Source organism: Streptomyces catenulae (assembly GCF_000718015.1).
Lineage (GTDB): Bacteria > Actinomycetota > Actinomycetes > Streptomycetales > Streptomycetaceae > Streptomyces > Streptomyces catenulae.
Window position 1 is genome coordinate 105,901 of sequence record NZ_JODY01000002.1, and the last position, 25,536, is coordinate 131,436.

General features: G+C 74.0%; 24 protein-coding genes. 13 read left to right on the forward strand and 11 right to left on the reverse strand.

Translation table 11 applies throughout. The annotated features are described in order from the left end of the window. Positions 1 to 261: 261 nt before the first annotated feature. Positions 262 to 951: a TetR/AcrR family transcriptional regulator gene (locus IF23_RS0102665; RefSeq protein WP_030279307.1), complete on the forward strand. Its 690-nt coding sequence runs from the start codon at positions 262 to 264 to the stop codon at positions 949 to 951. Between the two features lie 121 nt (positions 952 to 1,072). Here the strand turns inward: IF23_RS0102665 and IF23_RS33345 are convergent, their stop codons facing one another. Further along, positions 1,073 to 2,392 (reverse strand): DUF6214 family protein, encoded by a 1,320-nt coding sequence (locus IF23_RS33345; RefSeq protein ID WP_157847970.1) that lies wholly within the window; start codon positions 2,390 to 2,392, stop codon positions 1,073 to 1,075. A 186-nt stretch (positions 2,393 to 2,578) separates the two neighbouring features. Next, positions 2,579 to 2,950, reverse strand: coding sequence for an ArsR/SmtB family transcription factor (locus IF23_RS0102675; RefSeq protein ID WP_030279310.1), 372 nt, complete (start codon positions 2,948 to 2,950; stop codon positions 2,579 to 2,581). Positions 2,951 to 3,160: 210 nt separating this feature from the next. Between IF23_RS0102675 and IF23_RS0102680 the strand changes: the two genes are divergently transcribed. Further along, a complete protein-coding gene (locus IF23_RS0102680; protein WP_030279312.1) occupies positions 3,161 to 3,817 on the forward strand; it encodes an HhH-GDP family DNA glycosylase in 657 nt (218 codons plus the stop codon). A gap of 35 nt (positions 3,818 to 3,852) precedes the next feature. Here the strand turns inward: IF23_RS0102680 and IF23_RS0102685 are convergent, their stop codons facing one another. From IF23_RS0102685 to IF23_RS0102700, 3 genes are all read right to left on the reverse strand, one after another. Continuing rightward, on the reverse strand, positions 3,853 to 6,402 hold the full coding sequence (locus IF23_RS0102685; protein ID WP_078653742.1) for a phosphoketolase family protein: 2,550 nt from the start codon (positions 6,400 to 6,402) through the stop codon (positions 3,853 to 3,855). Between the two features lie 1,025 nt (positions 6,403 to 7,427). Then, a complete protein-coding gene (locus tag IF23_RS0102695; RefSeq protein WP_245654867.1) occupies positions 7,428 to 8,534 on the reverse strand; it encodes an SCO6745 family protein in 1,107 nt (368 codons plus the stop codon). Positions 8,535 to 8,804: 270 nt separating this feature from the next. After that, positions 8,805 to 9,620, reverse strand: a complete 816-nt coding sequence (locus tag IF23_RS0102700; protein WP_037677139.1) for a SigB/SigF/SigG family RNA polymerase sigma factor — start codon at positions 9,618 to 9,620, stop codon at positions 8,805 to 8,807. Positions 9,621 to 10,064: 444 nt separating this feature from the next. On the opposite strand from IF23_RS0102700, the gene IF23_RS0102705 reads away from it, so the two are divergent. Continuing rightward, positions 10,065 to 10,253 (forward strand): DUF6381 family protein, encoded by a 189-nt coding sequence (locus IF23_RS0102705; RefSeq protein ID WP_030279319.1) that lies wholly within the window; start codon positions 10,065 to 10,067, stop codon positions 10,251 to 10,253. Positions 10,254 to 10,490: 237 nt separating this feature from the next. Here IF23_RS0102705 and IF23_RS0102710 read toward each other — a convergent pair whose 3' ends face one another. Then, the gene (locus tag IF23_RS0102710) at positions 10,491 to 11,306 is read right to left on the reverse strand and encodes a VOC family protein (protein ID WP_037677140.1); all 816 of its coding nucleotides are present in this window, start codon (positions 11,304 to 11,306) and stop codon (positions 10,491 to 10,493) included. Positions 11,307 to 11,948: 642 nt separating this feature from the next. Here IF23_RS0102710 and IF23_RS0102715 point away from each other — a divergent pair. The 4 genes from IF23_RS0102715 to IF23_RS0102730 all read left to right on the forward strand — a co-directional run bounded on the left by IF23_RS0102715 (position 11,949) and on the right by IF23_RS0102730 (position 14,275). Next, positions 11,949 to 12,491: a type 1 glutamine amidotransferase domain-containing protein gene (locus IF23_RS0102715; RefSeq protein ID WP_030279324.1), complete on the forward strand. Its 543-nt coding sequence runs from the start codon at positions 11,949 to 11,951 to the stop codon at positions 12,489 to 12,491. Positions 12,492 to 12,641: 150 nt separating this feature from the next. After that, complete coding sequence (locus tag IF23_RS0102720) at positions 12,642 to 13,064, forward strand: DUF2795 domain-containing protein (RefSeq protein WP_030279325.1); 423 nt, start codon at positions 12,642 to 12,644, stop codon at positions 13,062 to 13,064. A 32-nt stretch (positions 13,065 to 13,096) separates the two neighbouring features. Then, a complete protein-coding gene (locus IF23_RS0102725; RefSeq protein ID WP_030279327.1) occupies positions 13,097 to 13,759 on the forward strand; it encodes a phosphoribosyltransferase in 663 nt (220 codons plus the stop codon). A gap of 45 nt (positions 13,760 to 13,804) precedes the next feature. Continuing rightward, positions 13,805 to 14,275 (forward strand): DUF5709 domain-containing protein, encoded by a 471-nt coding sequence (locus IF23_RS0102730; RefSeq protein ID WP_030279329.1) that lies wholly within the window; start codon positions 13,805 to 13,807, stop codon positions 14,273 to 14,275. 45 nt (positions 14,276 to 14,320) lie between these two features. Here IF23_RS0102730 and IF23_RS0102735 read toward each other — a convergent pair whose 3' ends face one another. Together IF23_RS0102735 and IF23_RS0102740 are read right to left on the reverse strand one after the other, a co-directional pair. Then, positions 14,321 to 15,025: a DNA polymerase ligase N-terminal domain-containing protein gene (locus tag IF23_RS0102735; RefSeq protein ID WP_078653744.1), complete on the reverse strand. Its 705-nt coding sequence runs from the start codon at positions 15,023 to 15,025 to the stop codon at positions 14,321 to 14,323. Between the two features lie 327 nt (positions 15,026 to 15,352). Further along, positions 15,353 to 16,450: an NADH:flavin oxidoreductase/NADH oxidase gene (locus tag IF23_RS0102740; RefSeq protein WP_030279333.1), complete on the reverse strand. Its 1,098-nt coding sequence runs from the start codon at positions 16,448 to 16,450 to the stop codon at positions 15,353 to 15,355. A gap of 324 nt (positions 16,451 to 16,774) precedes the next feature. Between IF23_RS0102740 and IF23_RS0102745 the strand changes: the two genes are divergently transcribed. Both IF23_RS0102745 and IF23_RS0102750 read left to right on the forward strand, forming a co-directional pair. Next, complete coding sequence (locus IF23_RS0102745) at positions 16,775 to 17,362, forward strand: DUF4352 domain-containing protein (RefSeq protein WP_030279335.1); 588 nt, start codon at positions 16,775 to 16,777, stop codon at positions 17,360 to 17,362. A gap of 209 nt (positions 17,363 to 17,571) precedes the next feature. Next, complete coding sequence (locus IF23_RS0102750) at positions 17,572 to 18,657, forward strand: WD40/YVTN/BNR-like repeat-containing protein (RefSeq protein WP_030279337.1); 1,086 nt, start codon at positions 17,572 to 17,574, stop codon at positions 18,655 to 18,657. Positions 18,658 to 18,716: 59 nt separating this feature from the next. Here the strand turns inward: IF23_RS0102750 and IF23_RS0102755 are convergent, their stop codons facing one another. Both IF23_RS0102755 and IF23_RS0102760 read right to left on the reverse strand, forming a co-directional pair. Next, positions 18,717 to 19,595 carry a sulfurtransferase gene (locus IF23_RS0102755; RefSeq protein WP_051739185.1) on the reverse strand — a complete coding sequence of 293 codons (879 nt, stop codon included), beginning with the start codon at positions 19,593 to 19,595 and terminating at the stop codon, positions 18,717 to 18,719. Positions 19,596 to 19,772: 177 nt separating this feature from the next. Next, positions 19,773 to 20,450 (reverse strand): uracil-DNA glycosylase, encoded by a 678-nt coding sequence (locus IF23_RS0102760; RefSeq protein ID WP_037677141.1) that lies wholly within the window; start codon positions 20,448 to 20,450, stop codon positions 19,773 to 19,775. A 228-nt stretch (positions 20,451 to 20,678) separates the two neighbouring features. Between IF23_RS0102760 and IF23_RS0102765 the strand changes: the two genes are divergently transcribed. From IF23_RS0102765 to IF23_RS0102780, 4 genes are all read left to right on the forward strand, one after another. Continuing rightward, positions 20,679 to 21,674 (forward strand): LURP-one-related family protein, encoded by a 996-nt coding sequence (locus IF23_RS0102765; RefSeq protein WP_030279343.1) that lies wholly within the window; start codon positions 20,679 to 20,681, stop codon positions 21,672 to 21,674. Beyond that, entirely contained in the window at positions 21,667 to 22,674 is a 1,008-nt protein-coding gene (locus IF23_RS0102770) for an N-acetylglucosamine kinase (RefSeq protein ID WP_030279345.1), read from the forward strand. The genes IF23_RS0102765 and IF23_RS0102770 overlap by 8 nt, the downstream gene beginning before the upstream one ends. 163 nt (positions 22,675 to 22,837) lie before the next feature. Continuing rightward, positions 22,838 to 23,794 (forward strand): sirohydrochlorin chelatase, encoded by a 957-nt coding sequence (locus IF23_RS0102775; RefSeq protein WP_030279347.1) that lies wholly within the window; start codon positions 22,838 to 22,840, stop codon positions 23,792 to 23,794. Positions 23,795 to 23,988: 194 nt separating this feature from the next. Next, entirely contained in the window at positions 23,989 to 24,351 is a 363-nt protein-coding gene (locus tag IF23_RS0102780; protein ID WP_030279349.1) for a nuclear transport factor 2 family protein, read from the forward strand. A 17-nt stretch (positions 24,352 to 24,368) separates the two neighbouring features. Here the strand turns inward: IF23_RS0102780 and IF23_RS0102785 are convergent, their stop codons facing one another. Continuing rightward, positions 24,369 to 25,430, reverse strand: a complete 1,062-nt coding sequence (locus IF23_RS0102785; protein ID WP_030279350.1) for a lactonase family protein — start codon at positions 25,428 to 25,430, stop codon at positions 24,369 to 24,371. Positions 25,431 to 25,536 lie beyond the last annotated feature (106 nt).

Genomic DNA, 25,536 nt, shown 5'->3' on the forward strand with positions numbered 1-25,536 from the left:
AGAGGCGAGGAGGGGACCGCGCACCGCACGAAGAATGCACGGCTCACACCGGCAAAGAACCGCAAAGTGGCAGCGCCCGTGCGCCGCGTCCTTGCGATTCCTCGCTCGGACGCTGCGCACGGGCGCTACCAAGGACTGGTTCGGACGATCCCCCGCGTCGTCCGAACCAGCCGGAGCGGCCGGAATTCGCACCTGGAAAGGCGGGCAACCGGCTTGCCCTGAGTATACTGGCTGCCAGCCAGCCAACGCAGGAGTTACAGCATGTCCCCTCGCAGCGCATCGGTCAACGAAGAACTGCGGCGGCGTTCCCGCGAGCGGCTGCTCCAGGCGACGGTCGACCTCGTGGGCGAGCGCGGCTACGACGCCACCACCCTCGGCGACATCGCCCTCCGCGCGGGCACCGCACGCGGTCTGGTCTCGTACTACTTCCCCGGCAAGCGTCAGCTGCTGCAGTCGGCCGTGCACCGCCTGATGCACCTCACCCTCCAGGAGGCGCTGGAGCGCGCACCGCGCCCCGAGGGCCCGGACGCCGGACGCGAGCTGCTGGCCCGCGCCATCGACGCGATCCTGGGCCTCACCCGCGACCATCCGCTGCTGATGCGCACCCACATGGCGGGCATCCTCACCGCCGACGGCTTCATCCAGTGCCCCGAGCAGCAACGGCTGGCGTATCTGCTGCGCGAAACCGTCATCGCCTACGGCTCCGCCGACCCGGACACCGACTACCCCCTGCTCCGCGCCCTTCTGATGGGCGCGGTCGTCCCCCTCCTCCTGCCCGGCGCCCCCACCCCGCTCCCCCGCCTGCGCGCGGAACTCTTCCAACGGTTCGCGCTCCACTGGCGGTCGGGTTTCCCGCCCGCGGACGGCCCTCCGGCGGAGAGCCCGGCGGAGGCCACGGCGGCGACGGCACGTGCCACCGCGCCGCAGGGTGAGGAGCGGGGCGACTCGTAGCCCCGTAAGGGCAACCCCTGCGTGGCGGCTCCCCGGGGCCCGCGGGGCTTCCCGGATCTGCCGCCCGTACGGCCTCTCCCCGTGGGGCGCCCCGCCGCCTGGGTCCGTGAGGGGTGGACGGTCATCCCGGGCGCTTGTGGTGCCGGGGCGACAGCAGTCCCGCGTCGCGCGCCCCGGCGATCAGCCGCAGGGCGCGGCGCCGCCCGCGTCCGGTCGCGCTCATCACGGCTTCCACCGGGTCCCGGCCGTCCCGCTGCGCCGCCCGGTACGCCTCGGCCACCGCCTTGCTCCGATCCCCGCTGCGCCCCCGCAACGCCCGGCCTTCGGGGGCGGCGGACGGATCGGTGGGCGGGGACGCGTCATCGGTCCGGTCGGCGGCCGGAGCAGCGGGCCGGTCGGCGGGCTCGCCGGTGGCGTCGGGGGTCGGGGTTTCGGCGTCCGGTGCGGGGGATGGCGCCGGGGCCGCGTCGGCGGTCGGGGTGGCGGCCGGGTCGGGGTGGAGGTCGGCCGTCCAGGCCGGTGTGGGAGCGATCGGCGGTTCGGTGGTGGCGGTCGGCCCGGTGGCCGCGGCCGGTTCGGGGGCGGGTTCTGCCGTGGAGGCCGCCTCCGGCTCCGCCGTGGGGGCCACCGCCAGACCGGGCGCCGGGTCGGTGAGGGGGGCGTTCGCCGGGTCGGTGAGGGGGGCGTTCGCCGGGTCGGTGAGGAGGGGGTTCGCCGGGTCGGCGAGGGGGTCATTCGCCGGTGGCCCGGCCGGTGGCTCGGACGCCGGGTCCGGCGCCGTTTCCGCCGGTCGCTCCGTCGCTCCCTCCACCGCTTGCGCCGCTACCGGCTCGACGGTCGGGCCCTCCGGCAGCTCCGCCGCCCGTCCCGTGGCGGCGGGATCCGCATCGGGCCCGGTGGGCGGCGTAGCACCGCCCGTCTCCAGCCCGTCCGCGACGGAGGACGTGCCACCGCACGCCCCGGACCGGCCGGAACCGCCGCTCCCCCGCGTGCCACCGTTCCGTGGTCCGGAGACGGCCGACGGGTCGGCGGTGGGTGCCGGGACGGGGCGGGCTCTGCGGGTGCGGCCGGTGGCGATGCGGCAGGCGTCGTCGAGCGGGCCCTCGATCCAGTGGGCGAGGGTGGCGAGCCCGCTGAGCGGCAGCGGCGGGTCGGCCCGCAGGTCCTCCACGGTGATGCCGTCGTCCTCCACGGTGACCAGCACATCGATCCGGGCACCGTCGGCAAATGTCAGCCGCGCGCTCACCCAGGGCTCCAGCGGATCCAGCCGGGGCGGCGCCTCGGCCGTCTCCAGGGGATGGCCCCCTTCCGGGTGGTCGTCCGCGCCCCTGCGGGGCGGCGCGGCCGAGCCGTGTCCGCGCAGTTCCCAGGCGGGCCAGTCGGCCCTCGCATCCTGAGCTTCATATCGTTCACTAACGGTATAAAAGTCGCTTTCCGACACGGAGGAAACCTAGCGTCCGCCCTGCCCGGCCCAGCCTCGCGGCACGCTCATCGCACCGGGTCTACCCCGATAGCGCAGCTCACTTCACCGGCGGAGTACGACTCACCTGCCCGGAGGCCCGCCACCTGCCGCCGTTCCCGGGGCCCGGCGGGGACGATCACCCACTCCTTCGGCGGTCCCGCCCGGTCACTCCCCGCCGAGCCGGTCGGCCTGGAGTCCGGCCGCGCGCAACACGCCCTCGATCAGTCCGGGGAAGAGCGCGTCGAGGTCCTCCGTGCGCAGGGCGTTCATCTTCGCCGTGCCCCGGTAGATCTGCTGGATGACGCCGTTCTCGCGCAGGACGCGGAAGTGGTGGGTACAGGTGGAGCGGCTCACCGGCAGCTCGATGTCCGCGCAGTTCAGCTCGGTGCGCACGGCCGCGAGACGGCAGACGATCCGCAGCCGCATCGGGTCGGCGAGGGCGTGCAGCACCTCGGCGAGGCGGATGTCCTCGCGGCGCGGGTGCTCCAGTGCGCGCGTGCCGGTCGCGGTGCCGGCGGACGGCGTCTCGGTCGGCATGGCGGCTCCTGACGTGCGGCGCGATGAACGGCGGGCCGGTGCCCCACCGGCGTTCATTGTACGAGGAACATCGTCATTCCAAGGTCGTCGCCCGGGGCCAATTCCCCGCACCGGCCGCTCCGTAGCTCCCCGCGCGCCGCCCCGGCCACCCGTGAGACAACGGAGAAGGGACAACGCCACCGTCCACGCGGGAGAGCCGGAGGTGCAGGCATGAGCCGGAAGCGCGATCGGGACGTGGCCGGGGCCCTGCTGGAGCGGCACGGTACGACCTATGCGGCGGAGGCGGGCGTCCGGCTGCGGGACACACCCCAGCCGCTCTACCAGCTCCTGGTGCTGGCGTTGCTGCTCAGCGCCCGGATCCGGGCCTCGGTCGCGGTGGCGGCGGCCCGCGAACTCTTCGCCGCCGGGATGCGGACGCCCCGGTCGATGGCCGAAGCCACCTGGCAACAGCGCGTCGACGCCCTGGGCGAGGGCGGCTACCGCCGCTACGACGAGCGGACGGCCACCCAACTCGGCTCCGGCGCGACGCTCCTGACCGACTCCTACGGCGGCGATCTGCGGCGGATGCGGGACGCGGCCGAGGGCGACCGCTCCGCGCTGAGCGAGGCGTTGCAGGAGGTCCCCGGCATCGGTCCGGCCGGAGCCGCGATCTTCCTCCGGGAGGCCCAGGGGGTGTGGCCCGCCCTCGCGCCGTTCCTCGACACCAAGGCGCTCCAGGGCGCCGAACGGCTCGGGCTCCCCCAGGACCCCGACCGGCTGGCCGCGCTCGTCCCGGACGAAGACCTCGCCACGTTCGCCGCCGCCCTCGTCCGGGCGGCCCTCGACGCCCATGTGGTCGACGACGTACGGGACGCCTGTGACGGGTGAGCCGATCGCGCGGCCACCGCTGCAGGGCAGGGCCCTCATGTGCCCGCCTCGTCCCAGGTCCAGTCGGCGACCTCCGGCAGATCCGTGCCGTGGCGGCGGGTCCAGGCGTGGTGGCGGGTGCGGGCATCGGCCATCGCCTGGCGTACCGCGACGGCGCGGACGCCGAGCCCCGGCACCCGGTCCACCACGTCCATGACCAGCCGGAACCGGTCGAGGTCGTTACGGACCACCATGTCGAACGGCGTGGTCGTCGTCCCCTCCTCCTGATAGCCGCGCACATGGAGATGCTCGTGTCCGGTCCGCCGGTACGTCAGCCGGTGGATCAGCCAGGGGTAACCGTGGTACGCGAAGATCACCGGCCGGTCGGGGGTGAACACCGCGTCGTACTCGGCGTCCGGCATCCCGTGCGGATGGGCGTCGCGCGGCAGCAGCCGGGCCGGATCGACGACATTGACGACCCGGACCGCCAGGTCGGGCAGGTGACGGCGGAGCAGCCAGGCGGCGGCCAGGGTCTCCTGGGTGGGCACATCGCCCGCACAGGCCAGCACCACGTCCGGCGCGCGGCTGCCGTCCTCCGTCCCGGCCCACTCCCAGACGCCGACGCCCCGCGCGCAGTGCGCCCGGGCCTCCTCCAGCGTCAGCCAGTCGAACGTCGGCTGTTTGCCCGCCACGATCACATTGACGTAGTCGCGGGAGCGCAGGGCGTGGTCCGCGACGGAGAGCAGCGTGTTGGTGTCCGGCGGGAGGTAGACCCGGACGACCTCGGGGCTCTTGTTCAGGACGTGGTCGACGAATCCGGGGTCCTGGTGGGAGAAACCGTTGTGGTCCTGGCGCCAGACGTGCGAGCTGAGCAGGTAGTTCAGCGAGGCGACGGGGCGGCGCCAGGGCAGTCGGCGGGCGGTGCGCAGCCATTTGATGTGCTGGTTGACCATCGAGTCCACGATGTGCGCGAACGCCTCGTAGCTCGCGAACAGCCCGTGTCTGCCGGTGAGCAGATACCCCTCCAGCCATCCCTGGCACAGATGCTCCGACAGCACCTCCATCACCCGGCCGTCGCGCGCCAGATGCTCATCGGTCGGGAGCGTCTCCGCCTGCCACGCCTTCGCGGTCGCACCGTAGAGCGCCTGGAGGCGGTTGGACGCGGTCTCGTCCGGGCCGACGACGCGGAAGTCGCGGCGCGTGGCCGTCGCCGCCATCACGCCTTCGAGGAGTTCGCCGAGGACGCGCGTCGGCTCGTGCGTCCGCCGCCCCGGGGCCTCGACGTCGACGGCGTACTCCTCCAGCGGCGGAATCGGCAGGTCACGCAGGAGCAGCCCGCCGTTGGCGTGCGGGGAGGCGCCCAAGCGGCGGTTGCCCTCCGGGACGTGCGCCAGCACCTCCGGACGCGGCCGCCCGTCCTCGTCGAACAGCTCGCCCGGACGGTAGGAGCGGAGCCAGGACTCCAGTTGCCGCAGGTGGGCGGGGTCCTCGCGGACGGCGGGGAGCGGCACCTGATGGGCGCGCCAGGTGCCCTCGACCGGCACTCCGTCGACCTCACGCGGACCGGTCCACCCCTTGGGCGTACGGAGCACGATCATCGGCCAGCGGGGCCGGTCTCCGCCGCCGTCCGCGCGGGCCGTGTGCTGGATCGCGGCGATGCGGTCGAGGGCGCGGTCCAGGGCGGCGGCCATCGCCTGGTGCACCGGGCCCGGTTCGTCGCCCGTGACGTACAGCGGCTCATGGCCGTAGCCGCGCAGCAAGGCGTCCAGTTCCGCCTCGGGGATGCGGGCGAGGACGGTCGGGTTGGCGATCTTGTAGCCGTTGAGGTGCAGGATCGGCAGGACGGCGCCGTCGTGCACCGGATCGAGAAACTTGTTGGCGTGCCAGGACGCGGCGAGCGGCCCCGTCTCCGCCTCACCGTCACCGATGACACAGGCGACGGCCAGCCCCGGGTTGTCGAACGCCGCCCCGTACGCATGCGTCAGCGCGTACCCCAGCTCACCCCCCTCGTGCAGCGAACCGGGTGTCTCCGGCGCGACATGGCTGGGCACGCCCCCGGGGAACGAGAACTGCCGGAACAACTCCGCCATCCCCGCCGCGTCCCGGCTCACGTCCGGATAGGTCTCGGAGTACGAACCGTCCAGCCAGGACTGCGCCAGCACCGCCGGACCACCGTGGCCCGGTCCCCAGACGCAGACGGCGTCCAGCTCCCGCGCCTTGATCACACGGTTGAGGTGGGTGTGGACAAGGGTGAGGCCGGGCGAGGTGCCCCAGTGCCCGAGCAGCCGGGGCTTGATGTGCTCGGGCCGCAACGGCTCGCTGAGCAGCGGATTCCCCCGAAGGTAGATCTGCCCGGCCGCCAGGTAGTTGGCGGCCCGCCATTGCGCATCCAACTGCGCCAGATCGGTGGGCGAGAGAGCGGCGGGGGCGCTCGGGGCGAGGTCGCGGCGGGTGGAGGTGGAGGGGGAAGTGGTGGCGGGCGGCGGATCCGGGGCGCCGGAGGTTCCGGCGGGAGCCGTGCGCGCCACGCTGCCCGTGGAGCCCTCGGTCGGCGCAGAACCGGAGCCGGAGCCGATGGGGTCGGCCGGGTCGGTGGGGTGGGACATCCGGGTCTCCTTGGTCGGACGGGGCGCGGGCCGAGGGCGTACGGGCGGGCGACAGTTCGTGGCGGGTCGAGTGCGGTCCGTGGTGGCCGCCGGGCGGACGTCTCCGGGGCCCTGTGTCGTGGGTCGGTGTGGTGGGTCGGTGTGGTGGGTCGGTGTGTGGTTGTCCGGTGCCCGGGGCGCACTCCTCGTGCACCGGGTCGGTCGCTGACGCCCGGCGGGGCTTCCCTTACGAGGATTCCGGCGAAGCCACGAGCGCGCCTGCCGGAAACCTCGCTGCGGGAGCGGGGTGCGGCGCCGGGAGAGGTGCCCGCCGGGGCGGGTCGGGGACGACGGCTCCGAGGCGTCGGATCCAGACGTCGCCTCACGGGCTCGGGTCGGTCTCTGCTCGGTCAGGTCTGTCTGCCCGGTCAGGTCTGTCTGCGCTGTCAGGCATGGCTATGTCTCAGATAGCTCGGAGCGCTTCCGCCTCAAGCCGATCGGTACGCACGCGCCTGTCCGACCGGCCGGTACATGTCCGTCGCAAGCTCCCTCCCGTACCCGTCCACCCCAAGCTGGTGGGCGTACGCGTCCATCTCAGGCCGATCCGTGGACGTCCGCCCAGGCCGGGTCGATCCGCAGCCGTCCGGGAGCGGTCGTTGCAGGTCCCGCCCGTTCCGACCGGTCCAGGGCCACCTCAGTCCGGGGGCTCCTGCGGGGCGGCGTCAGGGTCGGCGTCCGGTCGGGGCTCCGGGTGGGGCTCCTCCGGTGGCTCGGGTTCTGCCGGTATCGGTCCTTGCGGCTGAGGGTCCCTGGGTACCGGGCCTGGTCTGTCGGGCGTGGGCCCGGATCGTTCGGAGGCTGAGTCGGTCGTCATCGTCGCTCCTTCTTCCCTGGGCCTCATCGGAACCACCGTGGAGAGGCACCTTCTGACGGGTACCACGGCGCGCGTCCCGCCGCCCGGCACGGCCACCCGACTGCCTGCCTCACCCGCCGCGCGCCGGGTGAGGGGCGCTTCGACTCGCTCCAGGTACCCGGCTCCGACGTATTCAGTCGGTCGCGGTTCCGGCCTCGGTCGCGGTCTCGGCCGGGTGTGCCCGGCCTGGGCTCCGGCCGTCGGTGTGCCTGCTGGGTGCCGGGGCGGTCGGCAGACCTATCGGGTTGGGGAACGGCAGGAGTTTGGTGGCGAGGACACGGTGGGTGACGGGCCGCAGGTCCCGGAGGAGTTGTTCGGTGTCTGCGGCGGTGAGGGGGCGGAGCAGGCGGGCCGCGAGGGCGTCGGTGCGGTCCTCGATCTCGGTCCGTTCCGCGGCGCCCCGGGCGGTCGCCGCGCCCCCGCTGTCGACCAGGCCCCGCGTGCCCAGGCGTGCCGTCGCGACGGCCCACTCCTCCTCGGTCCAGCCTCGGTCCCGGCGCATCGTCTCCGCGGGGACGAGACCGCAGGCGACGGCCAGGACCAGGGGTTCGCAGCCGGTGAGTCCGTGCTCGGCGAGGACGGCGAGGTGGGCGTCGCCGCGGAATTCGCGCAGGGCGGTGGCCAGTTGCCACAGGTCCTCGACCGGGTCGGCGCGGTCGCAGAGCGCCTGGTTCGCGGCGAACAGCGGCCGGGCGGCTCTCGGGGCATCGTCGACCATGGCTCTGAGGGCGGGGGCCACCTTCGCGACGGATGCCTCGATCGCCGGGTCGGCGGCCCGCAGTGCGTCGGCGGCGCAGCGGGCGCGGGCGTCGAGGATCCGCTCCGGGCCGACGATGTCCCAGGCGGCCGGGAGAGCGCGGGCCGTCATGGCGGGGGCGAACAGGCCCAGCAGTTCGGTGGCCAGCGGGGCGGACACGGCGCCCACGGGGGCGGTGCGGGCGGCGAAGTAGCCCATCCAGAAGCCCTTGAGGCCGAGGGCCTTTCCGAGGCCGCGGCAGGTGGCGTCGAAGTAGGTGACGGCGTGCAGCGGTTCGGTCAGGTGCCAGAGCGTCCGCGCGGCGGCGCCCGCCTCCGCTCCGGCGTCCGGCCGGGGCCCTCGCTCCGTCCGGCCCGCCGCCCGGTCGTGGTGTGCGTTTCTTTCCTGTCCCTCGGTCCGGTCGTGGATTCGACCGCGGCCCTGCACCTGCCCCTGCACTTCTCCCCCGCCCTTCTTCCTTGCTGCGATGTGTGTGCCGCTCATTGCTGCTGCGGTGTGACGCGCGTTGCGTCGTCGACGTGGCGAACGCTACCGCCGCGTAGGGCGTGCGGGCAGGGGGTTCGAGCAAGGTCAGGGGTTGATCGGGGAGATCCCTGAGCGATCACGGATAGTCACCCTCCGTGATCTCAGGGGGAATTCAGGTGCTCGGCGGGAACCAACCGTGACGGCCGGACGCGGAGCGTCATCGGACCTCGGCCCCGGGGCTCGACCCCGGGCGCCGAGCCGTGACCGACGGCCGCTCGCGGATGCCGGTCACGGGGCCGCCGCGAGGGCCTTCTCCCGTACGTAGGCGCAGGAGCGGCGGAGCAGCCGGGAGACATGCATCTGGGAGACGCCGACCCGGTCGGCGATCTCGCTCTGTGTCAGCCCCAGGTAGAACCGCAGGTAGAGGATGTGGCGTTCGCGTTCGGGCAGGGTGCGCAGGCCGGTGGCGGCGGCTTCCCGGTCGTCGACGAGGCCGAGTGCCGGGTCCTCCTGGCCGAGCAGATCGCCGAGGGTCTGCTGGGTGTCCTCGCCGCCGAGGGGGCGCTCCAGGGAGAGCGCGGTGAAGGTCTTCTGCGCGTCGAGGCCGATGAGGACGTCCTCGTAGGGCATACCGGTGTGGGTGGCGACGTCCTGGACGGTGATGGTGGTGTGGCCGGGGCGGACGGAGAGTTCCTGGCGTGCCCGGTGGACCTGGGCCCGGAGTTCCTGGGCGCGGCGGGGGACGTGGACGGCCCATAGTTCGTCGCGGAAGTGGCGTTTGATCTCGCCGATGATGGTGGGGACGGCGAAGGCGCCGAAGGCGGTGCCGACGCCGGGGTCGAAGCGGTCGATGGCCTTGAGCAGGCCGAGTGCGGCGACCTGGCGGAGGTCCTCGTCGCTCTCGCCCCGGCCGCTGTAGCGGCGGGCGAGGCGGTGGGCCATGGGGAGCCAGGCGCAGACGATCTCCTCGCGCAACCGGGTGCGGGCCGGGCCGTCCGGGAGGGTGGCGAGCTGGTGCAGGGCGACGCGGGTGTCCGGGTCGAGTTGCGGCTTCCGGCGTCCGGTGGGCGCCTGGTGGGCGACGCGTCCGGTATGGATTGTCATTCCCCTCACGCCTTCCGTTCCGTTCGGTGGTCCGCCCGGTGCGCCGCAGGGTGCGGGTCCGTGGCGGGGTGTTCCGGTCGGTGGCTGGTGTCCGCGGGGCCGTGGTGCGGCCGTGGGCTCCCGTCGCCCGGTCCGCGCGTCCGGGACGGTCCGGCCCGCCCGCAGGGGGCGCGGGGCGTCTCCGCCCGTCAGCGCGGCGCTTCTTCACTCGTCCGTGTGATGTCCCTGTGATGTCCCTTCCACTGTGCAGCAGGCGGGGGCGGTACGCGCGACAGCGTTCCGACCGCAGGTGGCAGGCGGTTCACGGCGGTGGGACGCCGCCACGGGGCCGCGCGGTGACCGTGGGTGATTCTTCAAGGTGCCGATGGCGGCGGGCGCTGATTCGCTGGGGGTGGAGGTTGCCGACCCGTGTGTTCGCGCGGACGGACCGTTCGAGGAGTGATCATGAGCGCAGACGAAGTGCGTGGCCGGATCCAGCAGATGCGCGAGAAGGCGCAGCAGTTGGAGGACCGGGCCCAGCACACCCGCGATCCCGCCGAACGCGACCGGCTCAAGGAGAAGGCCCGGAAGCTGCAGAGCCGCAGTGAACAGGAGAGCGGTATGCGGAGCGGGGACATCCACCCGTCCCTGTGAGGCCCCTGGAGGGCGAACCCCGTCATCCCTCTTGGGGGAGCCCGGGGGTCGCCCTCCGGGGAAGAGACCGGTCGTGCGGCTGTGCCCGCCCCTTGCGGAGGGGCGGGCACAGCCGTCTGCCGGGAGGGGTACGCCTCCGGGGCGGCCGTCCCCGTAAGGGCGACCGTCCCCGTAAGGGCGACCGTCCCCGTAAGAGGGAGAGAAGGCCGGTCCCCTACGGGATACGGCTACGGGACCTCAGTCGTTCTCAGGTGTGTCCGTGACCGTGAAGAGGGCGCCGTGCGGGTCGCAGATCATGGAGCGTCCCCCGGGGCGGCCGGTCTGGGGCGCCGGGGACATGACCGTTCCTCCGGCGGCGACGGCTGCGGAGATGACGGACGGCAGGTCGCGTACCTGGAAGTGGACGTGCCACCGGGGGCGCAGATGCGGGTCGGGTGCCTCCTCCACGCCGCCGCCCCGGAGCGTGGCGACGATGTGCCGGTCCTGGCGGACGATGACCTGCTCGTCCTCGTAGGTGACGTCGCAGCCGCCGGGGCGCTGGGTGGCCCAGTCGAAGATCTCGGCGTAGAAGATGGCGGCGGCGAAGGCGTCGCGGGTGCGGAGTTCCAGGCAGGCGGGGGCGTTGGCGCGGCCGACGGACCAGCGCAGGGTCTGGCCCTCCCAGAAGCCGAAGACGGCGCCGTCGCGGTCGGAGGCGAGGGCGGCGCGGCCGGTGCCGAATTCGAGGGGGCCGACGGCGACGGTGGCGCCGCGTTCGCGGACGCGGGCGGCGACGTCGTCTGCGCTGTCGACGGCGAAGTACGGGGTCCAGGCGGTGGAGCCGCGCAGCCGCTGGGTGAGTTGGGCGATTCCGGCGACGGGGCGGCCGTCGTCCAGCGCCACGCAGAACTCGTCGCCGAGGCTGCCCGGCCGGAACTTCCAGCCGAGGACCTCGGTGTAGAAGTCCTGGGTGGAGCGCAGGTCGCGGGTCATCAGGTTGACCCAGCAGGGCGCGCCGTGTATGGGGACGGTGGGCGCTGCGGTGGCGGGTGCGCGGTGCTCAGCGGCCGACATGGTGGACATCTCCCTTTCGCGGACCACGCGGTGAGCACTCCGCCGGGTCGGCGTGGTGCACTCGGAAACGGTGCGGCGGGTGTGGTGGGCGGCCGGGGCCCGGGCGCGTGGCCGGGCGGCCGTGTTCGCTCCAGGGCGAGGCGGCCCCTCTCCGACGGTACGCCTGCACCGGGTGCCCGGCGCGCTCGCGCGGGCCGGGCGGGGCATCGGCCCCGTGAGGGCTGGGGAGTCCGCCGCCGGGATGCGATCTCGTCGTATCCGGAGTGCGATGGAGGGGTCCGGGGCGCGTACGGGTGACGGGGGGCGCGCGGGCCCGGCGCGGGCGCCCGGTGTGGCGGGGCCCGCAGCGCGGCGCCGCCTCCCTTCCGGGATGTCGGCGGGCGACCGCCTCCCGCATTCCGGAACGCCCTGCGGTGGACCACGTACACCGCGCCCCGGAAAAGGGGCGGACTCCCGGAATTGCACGTCCGGAAGAGATGTGCACACGGGAGGCCGGTTGCACATATGGGAGAAAAGCGGGGGATCGCAGAGAGGGGCGTCGAGGCTGGACGGCGTGCGTCGAGCATTTCGAGGAATGTCGAGCATTTCCAGGAATCCGGTATTCGATACATCCGGCGACATCGCGACGAGAGGGCGGACGACATGCAGATCGCGTTTCTGGTGGCCTCCGAGGGCGTGGAGCAGGTCGAGTTGACGGAGCCGTGGCAGGCGGTGGTGGATGCCGGTGCGGTGCCGCATCTGGTGTCACCGTCGGGCGGATCGGTGCAGGCTTTCCACCATCTGGACAAGGCCGACTCGTTCACCGTGAATCGCACCCTGGACGAGGCGCAGGTGGCGGATTACGGCGCGCTGGTGTTGCCGGGCGGGGTGGCGAATCCGGACGCGTTGCGGCTCGACCGGCGGGCGGTGGACTTCACCCGTGGATTCTTCGACGCCGGAAAGCCGGTCGCGGCGATCTGTCATGCGCCGTGGATGCTGATCGAGGCGGATGTGGTGCGAGGACGCACCCTCACATCCTGGCCGAGCCTGGCGACGGATATCCGTAATGCGGGCGGCTCCTGGGTCGATGAGCGGGTGAAAATCTGTACCAGTGGCAAGAATACGTTGGTCACCAGCCGTAAACCGGATGATTTGAAAGCGTTCTGCGCGACCCTGGTCAATGAATTGGACGACGGCGGGCGGTGAATTTCCCAGGAGGAAGCACGGAGCGCGGTTTCCGTCCGACGCCGCGGAAGGCGGGCGGACGGCAGGAGAGGAGTGCTGTTCAGGGGGCGGGTCCGGCGGGGTGCTGCGCCCCGCCGTCCGCCCTCTGTACGGCGTCACCTGGAGGAAGGCATGGTCATGGAGCACGGTGCGGACAAGATCGGGCCCGCTCGGGACGAGATGATGAAAAAGGAACTGCGGGCGGAGATGACGGCCGACCGGTCGCTGCGCGCCGCGGAGGACCGGGAACTCCAGCCCGCGGGTGAGGATCAGCCGGAGGTGGCGCAGGCGCCCGACCGGGTATTCCGCGGGGGCACTCCGCGGGGAATGACCGAGGAGGACGTCGGTATCCGTTCCGACATCGCGCGGCATCTCGGGCGGAGCATTTATCCGGCGGACAAGCCGTCGGTGGTCGACAAGCTGCGCCGGGACAATGCTCCGGACCGTCTGGTGTCCCTCGCCGAAAAGCTGCCGTCCGAGGGCACCTATCCGAATGTGCAGAGCATCGCGCAATCCCTCGGCCTCGGTACGGAAAGGCGGCGGGGCCGGGAGTGACCGGATCGGACGCGGCACCGGGAGGGCGGGGCATGCGGTATTTCGACCGGCGGCATGCCGGGGAGGCGTTGGCGACGCGCTGCCTGGCGCTGGTGCGTACCGGCGCTCTCACCGACCCGCTGGTGGTGGCGCTGCCGCGGGGCGGTGTGCCGGTCGCGGCGGTGGTGGCGCGGGCGCTGGGGGCGCCGCTGGAGGTGCTGGTGGCGCGGAAGATCGGGGTGCCGGGGCGGCCCGAGGTCGGGGTGGGGGCGCTGGTCGGCGAGGATCCGCCGGTGTTCGACGAGGGTGCGCTGGCGGCGCTCGGGCTGACCGCCGAGCGGTTGGCCGGGGACGTCGAGCGGGAGCGTGCGGAGCTGCGTCGCCGGGAGGAGGCGTACCGGGCGGGCCGTCCGCCGCTCGGGGCGGCGGAGGTGACGGGCCGGGCGGTGCTGCTGGTCGACGACGGGCTGGCGACGGGCGGGACGGCGCGTGCCGCGCTGCGGTATCTGCGGCGGTGGGATCCGGCCCGGCTGGTGCTGGCGGTGCCGGTCGGTGACGCCGCTGCGGCTGCGGCGCTGCGCGAGGAGGCGGACGATGTGGAGTGTGTCCACCAGCCGCGGAATTTCCACGGTGTGGGCGAGTGGTATCTCGATTTCGACCAGGTGCAGGACGCGGAAGTCATCAGCATTCTGCGGGGTTCCGGCACCGCAGTATGAGAAAGCAGGGTGAGAAACCCTCGCATCCGGAGAAGGAGAGCGGACATGCCCGACAATGCGATGGGGGACGAGGTCTATCAGCCGTCCGCTTCCGATCCGCAGGACAATCCCGATGACCTGGATATGGAGGACGCTCTCGGTGAGCCGGATCTCGACCAGATTCTGGACGAGGGATATTCACCGCCCGAGCGTCCGCTCGCGGTGAATCGCGGCACCACGGCACGGGAGCAGTTCGACGGCGAATCCCTGGAGCAGCGGCTCGCGGAAGAGGTCCCGGAGGTGTGGGACCCGGACGGGGACGGCATCGGGGACAAGGTGGACGGCGACGGGGAGCCCGTGGACGACCAGGTCGGCGAGGTGCGCGCCGGGCGGCTGACGACCGCCGAGGAGGGTTTTCCGCGCCACCGTAACGACGTCGTGGCGCACGATGTCGGGATCGACGGCGGGGCGGCGTCCGCCGAGGAGGCGGCGGTGCATCTGTGCCCGGAGAGCGGCGAGGAGGCCACGACGGGCTGAGGGGCCACCGCGCCCCGGGGCCACCGGGGTCGGCCGTCGGAACGTTCAGGAGCTTTGTGGCGGTTCGTCCCGGGCGTCCGCGGCCACCTGGCCCAGGGTGCGGCCGCTCCGTACGGAACGGGCGCGCAGCGGATCGGGGGCGCCGTGGGCGGCCGCGCGGGCGTCGTTCTCCTTGACCAGCAGCCAGGACTCGCGGTCACCGGCCTCTTCGCCGGTGCGGAAGCGGGTGAGGGCGTAGCCGCCGTGCAGTTTGGCGCCGTCGAGCCAGAAGGAGGCGTGGCCCCGCTCCAGCGCCTCGGCGAAGTCGGCCGCGTGGTCCCGGCGCCTGCCGGGGAGCGGGCGGTAGGTGCCCTGGTCCCAGACGATGACGGTGCCCGCGCCGTACTCGCCGCGGGCGATGACGCCCTCGAACTCCCGGTACTCCAGCGGATGGTCCTCGGTGGGGACCGCGAGCCGCTTGTCGCGCGGGTCGGCGGACGGCCCCTTGGGCACGGACCACGACTTCAGGACCCCGTCGACCTCCAGCCGGAAGTCGAAGTGCATCCGGCGGGCGTCGTGGATCTGGACGACGAAGCAGGGCGCGTCCTCCGGGGCGCCCGGCCCGCCGCGGGGCTCCCCGGTGCGGTCGAAGTGCCGTTTGCCCCGGTAGTCGGCGAGCCGGTCACGCTCCCCTGGACCGCCACCCGCCGGGGAGGGGGCGTGCGGGGCGTTCCGGCCGCCCCCGTCGTGCGTCGTGTCGTCGCCGCTCATGTCCGTCCCTCCGCCGCCGTGCCACACCGGCGCGCACGCGCGACCGCACGCCCCGCACGCCCATGCTTGCGCCCCACGGACGACGCGGCCACCGCAGCGCACCCCGGGCACCGCAGGCGGGCTCAGACCGGGCGGGTACCCGGCGGCTGCACCCACACCGGTGCCTGCGCCGCCGTCTGTCCCAAGGGCATCCCGCTGACCGGTGTCGCCGTCATGAACCGCGAGTTCCTCCGGGCCGTCCGTGAGGAGCCCGGAGCCGGGCGCCACTGATGCCCGGCCGCCGGACCCGTTGGCCACGGGTCCGGCGGTTTCGCGGGCCTTGGGCCGTCAGACGGCCCGGTGGTACTGCACCGGTGCGGCAACCTCGCCGCCGAGTGCCTGCGCGGCACGGCGGGCGAAGTACGGGTCGCGCAGCAGCTCACGGCCGATCAGTACGGCGTCCGCCTGCTGGTTCTCGATGATCTTCGCCGCCTGGTCCGGCCCGGTGATCTCCCCGACGGCGGCCACCGCGAGTCCGGTCTCGGTCCGGACGCGCTCGGCGAACGGCACCTGGTACCCGGGGCCGGTGGGGATCCGGGCCTTGGGGGCGTTGCCGCCGGTGGACACGTCGAGCAGGTCGACGCCGTGCTCCTTCAGGACGGCGGCGAACCGCACGGTGTCGTCGGCGGTCCAGCCCTCGCGGGCGTCCTCCGGGTTCTCGGTCAGCCAGTCGGTCGCGGAGACGCGGAAGAGGAGGGGCAGTTCCTCGGGCCAGACGTCCCGTACCGCGTCGACGACCTCCACCGCGAAGCGCGTGCGGTTCTCGAAGGAGCCGCCGTACGCGTCGGTGCGGTGGTTGCTGTGCGGGGAGAGGAACTCGCCGATCAGATAGCCGTGGGCGCCGTGGATCTCCAGCACCTCGAATCCGGCCTCCCGGGCCCGCCGGGTGGCCGCGGCGAAGTCCCGGACCACCTGCCGGATCCCGTCCACCGTCAGCTCATCCGGCACCGGGTGGCCCTCGTCGAACGGCAGCGGGCTGGGCGCGACCGGCTGCCAGCCGAGAGCGTCCGGGCCGACGGGCGCGCCGCCGCGCCACGGTGCGTCCGTCGACGCCTTCCGTCCCGCGTGCGCGAGCTGCACACCGGGCACCGTGCCCTGCTCCTTGAGGAAGGAGGTGATCCGCCGGAACGCCGCCGTCTGCCGGTCGTTCCAGAGGCCCAGGTCCCCGGGGCTGATCCGGCCTTCCGGGGAGACGGCGGTGGCCTCGACCAGGATCAGACCGGTGCCGCCGCCGGCGCGGGCGCCGTAGTGGGCGAGATGCCAGTCCCCCGGGGCGCCGGTCTCCGGCCCCGAACCCTCGGCGCTGTACTGACACATCGGGGACATCCAGATCCGGTTGGGGACGGTCACCGACCGAAGCCGGTAGGGCTCGAAGAGGGCACTCACAGAGGACTCCGTTCACGCGGGCAGCCGTCGCGGCCGCCCCCAGTACGACGACAATCACCGTACTACGAAGATTCTCGAATTACGACAGCTCTCGTACAAACGCCGAGCCATCCACCGGACGCCGCAACACCGCCGTCACACCGGGACCCGGCGGCGCGCCCCCGCCCTCCCCGCCGGGCCGTCCGACCAGCTCACAACGGCCGTACGACGGCGTACGGAAGTCGCTGCTCCGCACGCCGTCCCCACGTGATCACTGTCACCCCCATGACGTAATCTGACGCTCGATCGCGGGCGTTCGGCCCGCCATGAACGTCGGGGTACGCCATGCGCCCATCCATCCGTGTCGCCTCGCTCCTCGCGGGCGCCCTCCTCACCGCCGGTCTGACGACGGGCTGCTCGCCCTCGGGTGACGACTCCAAGAAGCCCGCCGATGCGGGCAGTTCGCAGGAGGCGCCGAGCGGCGACGCCACCGGGAAGTCCGGGAAGTCCGGGAAGACCCCGATCACCATCGGCGACTTCGGGACGTACCAGGCGGTCGACGCCGCCTCGGGCGCGCGGACGAAGATGTCGGTCACGTTCAAGGACCTCCGGGCGGTCCAGGCGTCGGAGATCAAGGCGACCAAGCCGCCGCAGCACCAGTACGTCGTCCTCACCTTCACCGTGAAGAACACCGGCGACAAGGAGGGCGCCTTCCACCCGCAGCAGCTGAAGTGGACCGACGGCGAGAGCCCCGAACGGGCCGTCGCCACCACCGAGAAGTCCGGTTCCGGACAGAACCTCGACACGACGTTCCACGCGGGGCAGAGCGCCACCGGCGATGTCGTCGTGGACATCCCGGGCGCGGGCGGCACCCTCCGCTACTACGACGGCTCCGGCCCCGTCTCCCTGTCGTTCGAACTCCCGGCGGACTGACCGCGGATCCGCTCGGGGCCCGCGGGGCCCGGCCGACGGCGCGCCGTACCGGACCCCGGTGCGGCGCGCCGTCGCGTGTGCCGAGGACCGACCGATTGCACCCGACGGGCCGTGTGACCTGGGGCGTTGGCGCGGCGGACCGGCGTTGTCAGTGGTCGGGTGCAGACTGGCCGCAGCTGAGACAACGGCGTCGCGGAGGTGTTCCGGTCATGACCGATGTGCTGCTCGCGGTGGGCACACGCAAAGGGCTTTTCGTCGGCCGCAGAAGGCACGGCGAGTGGGAGCTGAGCGGCCCCCACTTCCCCGCCCAGGCGGTGTACTCCCTCGGCATCGACACCCGCCGGGAGACCCCGCGGCTGCTGGCCGGTGCCGACAGCGCGCACTGGGGCCCGTCGGTCTTCCACTCCGACGACCTCGGGCAGACCTGGCGCGAGCCGACCAGACCCGCGGTCAAGTACCCCGGGTACACCGGCACTTCGCTGGAGCGGGTGTGGCAGCTGCATCCGGCCGGGCCCGCCGCGCCCGATGTGGTCTACGCCGGTACGGAGCCGGGCGGACTGTTCCGTTCCGAGGACCGCGGCGAGACGTTCGAGATGGTCAGAGCGTTGTGGGAGCACCCGAGCCGGGAGCGGTGGATGCCCGGTGGCGGCGGTCTCGCGGTGCACACCGTGGTCACCGACCCACGCGACGCGGACGCCGTAACGGTCGCGGTGTCGGCCGCCGGGGTCTTCCGCAGCTCCGACGGCGGCGCGCACTGGGAGCCGTCGAACACCGGCGTCCGGGTGTCGTTCCTGCCCGAGGAGTACCCGGAGTTCGGCCAGTGCGTCCACAAGATCGCGCAGGACGCCGTCGACCGTGACCGGCTCTACCTCCAGAACCACTGGGGTGTCTACCGCAGCGACGACGCGGGCGCCCGGTGGACGGACATCGGCGCGGGGCTCCCCACCGACTTCGGCTTCGCGGTGGCCGCCCACCCGCACCGCGCCGACACCGTCTACCTCTTCCCCATCACCGCCGACGTGGACCGCGTCCCGGCCGACCACCGCTGCCGGGTCTTCCGGACCTCCGACGCCGGTGCGTCCTGGGAACCGCTCTCCCACGGCCTGCCGGCGGAGGACCACTACGGCACGGTGCTCCGCGACGCCCTCTGCGTGGACGACAGCGACCCCGCGGGCGTCTACTTCGGCAACCGCAACGGCGAGTTGTACGCCAGCGCCGACGACGGCGAGAGCTGGCAGCGACTCGCCTCCCACCTCCCGGATGTGCTGTGCGTACGGGCATCCGCGGTGGCCTGAGGGTGCGGGCGCCCCGCCGCCCGGGTCCGGCGCCCCGCGTGGTGGGGCCCCGGGCCGGGTCAGGGCGCCGCGGGCTCCGGCGCCGGCGCACCGGCGGGCGCCGCGCCCGGTTCCTCGCCCGTCACCACCGGCAGCGCCGAGGGCAGCCCCCACTCGCTCCACGAGCCGTCGTACACGGCCAGGTCGCGGTGGCCCGCCAGGTGCGCGCCCAGCGCCAGCACACAGGCGGTGACGCCGGATCCGCAGCTGAAGTACAGCCGCCGTCCCTGCTCCGCCGCTGCGCGGAACGCCTCGCGCAGTTCGTCCGCCGGGCGCATCCGGCCGTCGCGCAGAAGGTCGCCGAAGGGCAGGTTCACGGCGCCCGGCATGTGGCCGCCGCGCAGACCCGGCCGGGGCTCGGGGGCGGTCCCGGCGTACCGTCCGCGGGTGCGGGCGTCGAGCACCACCGCCGCCGGGTCACTGAGCGCGGCCAGCACCTCGGCGCTGCCGACGAACAGCCCCGCCCGGGGCCGTGCGGTGAAGGTGCCGCGGGGCCCGTCGTAGGCGGCGGGCCGGGGCTCCACCGGCAGGCCCGCACCGCGCCAGGCGGGCAGCCCGCCGTCCAGCACGGCGGCCCGGTCGAAGCCCATGGCGCGCAGCATCCACCAGGCGCGGGCCGCGGAGTGGATCCCGGCGGCGTCGTAGACGACCACGGTGTCCTCGTCGTCCAGGCCGAGACGGCGTACGGCGGCGGTGAACGCGTCCGCGCCGGGCAGGGTGTGGGGCACCGGGGCGGCGGGGTCGGACAGCTCGCCGTCGAGGTCGAACGGCCGGGCCCCGGGGAGGCGTTCGGCCGCGCCCCGGTGGGCGCCGACGGACGCGTCCAGCAGCACCAGCCGCTCCGCGCCGAGCCGCGGCGCGAGCCAGCCGGTGTCCACCAGCGGGCCGGGCGGACACATCGCCGTCGGGCCGGACGGCCGCGGGTGCCCGGTGGCCGGGTCCGGAACGGAACGCGTGCTCATACGGGGCCTCCCTGCACCGGCAGACCGCCTCCGGGCCTGCGTACGGGCGTCACTCTGCCGCCCGCACCGGACGCGCGGGCACGCAGGGCTCCGGATGCCGTCCGGCCGCGCGGCTCACGGGAGCCGCCAGTCCACCGGTTCGGCGCCCTGGCGGATGAGGAGGTCGTTGGTACGGCTGAAGGGGCGCGAGCCGAAGAAGCCGCGGTCGGCGGACATCGGGGAGGGGTGCGCCGACTCGATCGCCGGGTACGCGTCGAGGAAGGGGCGGAGGTTGCGGGCGTCGCGGCCCCACAACACGGGCACCAGCGGCTTGCCGCGGGCGGCGAGGGCGCGGATGGCCTGCTCGGTGACCTCCTCCCAGCCCTTGCCGCGGTGGGCGGCGGGCTTGCGGGGCGCGGTGGTCAGGGCCCTGTTGAGCAACAGGACGCCCTGGCGGGTCCACGGGGTCAGGTCGCCGTTGGAGGGGCGGGGCAGGCCGAGGTCGGTGTGGAGTTCGCGGAAGATGTTCTCCAGGCTCCCCGGCAGCCGCTGCACCTCGGGCGCGACCGCGAAGCTCAGCCCGATGGCCATGCCCGGCGTCGGATAGGGGTCCTGACCGACGATCAGCACCCGTACGTCGTCGAAGGGTTGCTGGAAGGCGCGCAGGACGTTGGCGCCCGCGGGGAGATAGGTCCGGCCGGCGGCGATCTCCTGACGGAGGAAGTCGCCCATCTCGGCGATCCGTCCGGCGACGGGGCGCAGCGCCTCCGCCCAGCCGGGCTCGACAAGTTCGTTCAAGGGTCGTGCTGCCACAAAGCCTCACCCTACCGGCCCAACACCCGGGCTCCGTTCCGTCCGGAGCGGGCGCGGGCGCGGTCGGCGGTTCCCGGGGGGGCGACCGGCCACCGGAGGCGCCCTCCCGCAGTGCCGGGCGGGCCGCCCTGCCGCCGGTCCGGCGGGGTCCGTACCGGCCCGGCCGGGTGGTGTGCCGGGTCCGCGGTCGGGGCCCGGCGGTGGGGTGGCGGCCGGTACTGTGCCGCCATGACACATGCGAACATCCCTGCGGGCTGGTATGCGGACCCGCAGGGGACTCCCCACCAACTGCGCTGGTGGGATGGCGCCCGCTGGACCGAGCACACCCACGCCGCCCCGCAGCAGCCGCAGGGCCAGGACCCGGCCCGGCAGGCCCCCCAGCAGCCCCAGCAGGCCCCTCAGCAGCAGGTTCCGCAGCAGGCGCCGCCGCAGCAGCCGCAGGCGGCTCCGGCCGGGGCCGGGGCGCCCCAGCAGTGGGCCGCCGGGCCCGGGGCGCCGTACGCGGCGCAGCAGGCCCCCTACGGGCAGCCCGGCTTCCCCCCGGCGGGGGCGGCGCCCGGCAACCCCGATGCGGCGCGTCAGGTCCAGCAGCAGGCGGGCGTCGCCCCGACGGGTCCCGGTGGCGGCACGCTGTTCACCGAGCCGGTGCTGGTGGTCAACCAGAAGGCGAAGCTGATCGAGGTCACCAACGAGTACGGCGTCTTCGACCAGAACGGCAACACCCTCGGCACGGTCGTCCAGGTCGGGCAGAGCACCGCGAAGAAGGTGCTGCGGGTGGTGTCCAGCCTGGACCAGTACATGACGCACAAGCTGGAGATCCGGGACGCGTACGGGCAGCCGCAGCTGGTGCTGACCCGGCCGGCGAAGTTCATCAAGTCGAAGGTGCTGGTGGCGCGTCCGGACGGGCAGCCGGTCGGCGAGATCGTCCAGCAGAACGCCATCGGCAAGATCAACTTCGGGATGATGGTCAACGGTCAGCAGATCGGCGCCATCAAGGCCGAGAACTGGCGGGCCTGGAACTTCGCCATCGTCGACCACACCGACACCGAGGTCGCCCGGATCACCAAGACGTGGGAGGGCCTGGCGAAGACGATGTTCACCACCGCCGACAACTACGTCCTGCAGATCCACCGGCAGCTGCCCGACCCCCTGCTGAGCCTCGTCGTCGCCACGGCGCTGACCGTCGACACCGCGCTCAAGCAGGACTCCCGCGGCCTTGGCTGAGCCGTCGCGCACGGCGGGACCGGCCGTGCTGGGCGTCGACTCCGGCGGTTCGGGGCTCCGCCTCGCCGTCGCCCCGGTCGCCGCACCGCGCGTCCGCCCGGAGTTCCGGTACGCGTCGGACACCCCGGTGCGCACCGGCGGGCGCGGTATCGACGCGCACCATCTGCTGGGTCAACTGCTGCCCGCCGCCGAGAAGCTGCGGCAGGAGGCGGGGGTGCCGGGCTTCGCGGCGGTCTGTGTCGGCGCCGCCGGGATGACGACGCTCGGGCAGGAGCTGCGGGATGTGCTGCCGCAGGCGCTGGCCGACGCCTTCGGGGTGCGCGCCCTGGCGCTGGCCGCCGACGCGGTCACCGGCTACGCGGGCGCGCTCGGGCAGCGGCCGGGCGCCGTCGTCGCGGCCGGTACGGGGCTGATCGCGCTCGGCGCGGACCCCGGGTCCGGGGCGGGCTGGCGGCGGACGGACGGCTGGGGCCATCTGCTCGGCGACTGCGGGGGCGGGGCGTGGATCGGCCGGGCCGGGCTGGAGGCCGCGCTGCGGGCGCACGACGGGCGGCCCGGCGCATCCCCGGCGTTGCTGCGGGCCGCCGAGGAGCGGTTCGGGCCGATCGGCGGTCTGCCGGGGCAGTTGTACCCGCGGTCGGACCGGCCCGCGGTGCTGGCGTCGTTCGCGCCGTGTGTGGCGCGCGAGGCGGCGGCGGATCCGGTCGCGGCGGGGATCGTCCGGCGGGCCGCGGAGCACATCGCGGACACCGCGGCGGCCGCCTGTCCGCCCGGGCCGGACCGGACCGTCGTGCTGACCGGCGGGCTGTTCCGGCTGGGCGAGGTGCTGCGGGCGCCGGTACGGGCCAAGGTGGCGGCGCGGCTGCCGGACGCGGTGTGCGCGGAGCCGGAGGGCGACCCGCTGGACGGCGCGCTGCGGCTGGCCGCCGCGCTGGCCACCGACACGGTGCGGCTGCCGGTGGACGGCGCGCTGCTCCAGCTCGTCCGTCATGGCAGGTGAGCGGCGCGCCCCGATCCGGAAGGCCCGCGGCGCGGACACCGGCCCGGGGCGCGTCCGGCACCCCGCCGGACCACCGTGACGCGCGGGATAAATCGGGACGGATACCTCCCGACCGAACCCTCCCCCGGCAGTGTGTCGGTACGAGGCGTTAGCATGCGGCGCCATGAGTTCCCCCACTGGGCCCGCACCTGGCTCGCCCCGCTTTGACGACGATTCTCCGAGCTCGGCGCCCGGCCTGCCCGTACGAATGCCGCGTCCCCGGCAGTCCGGCCGACACCGTAAGCCGGAGCCGGTCGCCGCACCCGAGGGCGCACCCGCCCTGGTGCTGGCCGTGCCCGGCACCCCCACCCCCGCCGCGCGTTCCCTGGCGGAGGAGGTCTGCAGCATCGCCCGTTCCGAGCTGCCCGGCCTCGACGCCCGGATCGGTTACGTGGACGGTGACGGCGCCGACCACCCGGCGCTGGACGCGGTGCTGGCGCAGGCCGGTGCCGAGTACAAGGCGCGTGCCGCGCAGGGCGACGGCGCCGCCGGTCCCGCCGCGGTGGTCGTGCCGCTGCTGGCCGGTCCCGACAGCTCGCTGCTGCGGCGGATACGCCAGGCGATGATGAACAGCGGTTCCGGCGCCGAGCTGACGGACGTTCTGGGCCCGCACCCGCTGCTCGCCGAGGCGCTGCACGTCCGGCTCTCCGAGGCGGGGCTGGCCCGCGCCGACCGTGCGCGGCTGTTCACCGTCGCCACGGCGGCGGACGGCATCATCCTGGCCACCGTGGGCGGCGAGGAGGCCGTGCAGGCCGCGGGGATCACCGGCATGCTGCTGTCGGCCCGTCTGGCGGTGCCGGTGCTGGCCGCCGCGCTGGACGAGGACGGGGCGATCTCGCGCACCGCGGAGCAGCTGCGGACGTCCGGTTCGCAGCAGCTGGCGCTCGCGCCGTACCTGATCGGCCCGGAGATCTCCGACGGGCTGCTGGGGGCGGCCGCGGCCGAGGCGGGTTGTGCGTCGGCGGAGGCGCTGGGCGCCTACGGGGCGGTCGGCCGTCTGGTGCTGTCGAACTACGCCGCCGCGGTGGGCATCACGCTGCGGCCCGCCGCCGGGGGCCCGCAGTACGCTCCGGCACGCTGAGCCACCTCCCGGGTGACCGCCCGGGAGCCGGGAGGGCCGTTCCGCTCCGTGCGGGACGGCCCTTCCGTGTGTCCGGCGCCGGACACGCCCCACGGCGGCAGCGGCGCCACCTCCTGGAAGGTGCGGGCCGCCGACGTTACGGTCCCCGGGAAGGCACCGGCCCGCCGGCCGGTCCGCACCGGAGGGAAGTTCCGATGTCCGCCGCCGAAGCGCCACTGCCCGCCGTCGAGGTCGTCCGTTCCCTGTACGCCGCCTATCTCGCGCAGGACCGCCCCGCCATGGAGCGGCTGCTCGCCGACGATTTCGTCTTCACCAGCCCGCACGACGACCACCTGGGCAAGGACGTCTTCCTCACCCGCTGCTTCCCGACCGCCCACCGGTTCCGTTCGTACGAACTCCTCGACACCGTGCCGGTGGGCGACGGGGAGGTGTTCGTCCGGTACGCGTACGAGTTGGTGGGCGGCGGGCACCACCGCAATGTCGAGGTGCTGACCGTGCGGGACGGGCGGATCGCCGAGACGCAGGTGTACTTCGGCGGCAGCTTCCCGCCGGGCTGAGCGGCGCCCGCGCGGGCTCAGGCGAAGACGACGCAGGAGGCGGCGGGTGCGGGCATCGAGCCGGTGCGGGTGGGGACGCCGCTGGAGTGGTCGACGGTGAACCATGTGAGGTCGCCGGAGCGTTCGTTGGCAACGTAGAGGAACCGGCCGGTGGGGTGCATCGCCAGGTCGCGGGGCCAGGCGCCGCCGCAGGGCACGCTGGTGACGGGGGTCAGCTCCGCGCCGGAGGCGTCGAGGGCGTGGACGCAGATGCGGTCGCGGCCACGGACCGCGGTCCACAGGAACCGGCCGTCCGGGGAGACGACCGCGGCGGACGGGTGGCAGGGCTCGGCGCCCGGGTCCCCCGGCTGGTCGCCGTCGACGAACAGGGCGGTCTCCCCCAGCGGCGTCAGGGTGCCGTGTTCGGCGTCCCAGCGGCAGCGGGTGAGCGCCGCGTCCAGTTCGTTGACGACGTAGACATGGCCGCCGCCGGGGTGGAAGGCGAGGTGGCGGGGGCCGCTGCCAGGGCGGAGGCGGACCTCGTCGCGGATCTGTGTCATGCCGGTGACGGGGTCGAGGCTGCAGCTGCGGACCGAGTCGGTGCCGAGGTCGGCGGAGAGCAGCCGGGTGCCGCCGGGCGCGGCGTACACCGAGTGGGCGTGCGGGGTCTTCTGGCGCTCCGGGTCCGGGCCGCTGCCGTGGTGGGCGAGGACGGCGGCGGGTCCGCCGAGGGTGCCGTCCGGCCCGACGGGGAGCGTGCTGATGCTGCCGGAGGTGTAGTTGGCGGTGACGAGATGTCCGGCGGCCAGGGTGAGGTGGGTGGGGCTCGCGCCGCCCACCGGGACGGGCGGGGCGAGCAGCTGCGGGCCGTCCGGGGTGAGGGTGAAGGCGGCGGCCGCGCCGTGCTCGACCTCGCTGACCGCGTAGAGGCGCCTGCGGTCGCGGCTGGGGGCGAGGAAGGAGGGGTTGGCGACCTCCGCGGTGGTGTGCAGCGGGGTGAGCGCGCCGGTCTCGGGGTCGAGGGCGGCGGTGGTGATGCCCGCGCCGCCCGCCTGCGTGAACGATCCGATGTAGGCCCGCAGGCCCTGCTCCGTGGTCACCGCTGTGCCGCCTCTCGTCCGGTCGCCCGCCGCCCCCGCGCGGGGCGGGGCAGGGCGACGCTAACAGCCGGGGACGGGGCGGGGGCGGGATTGTGGGCCGGGGGCG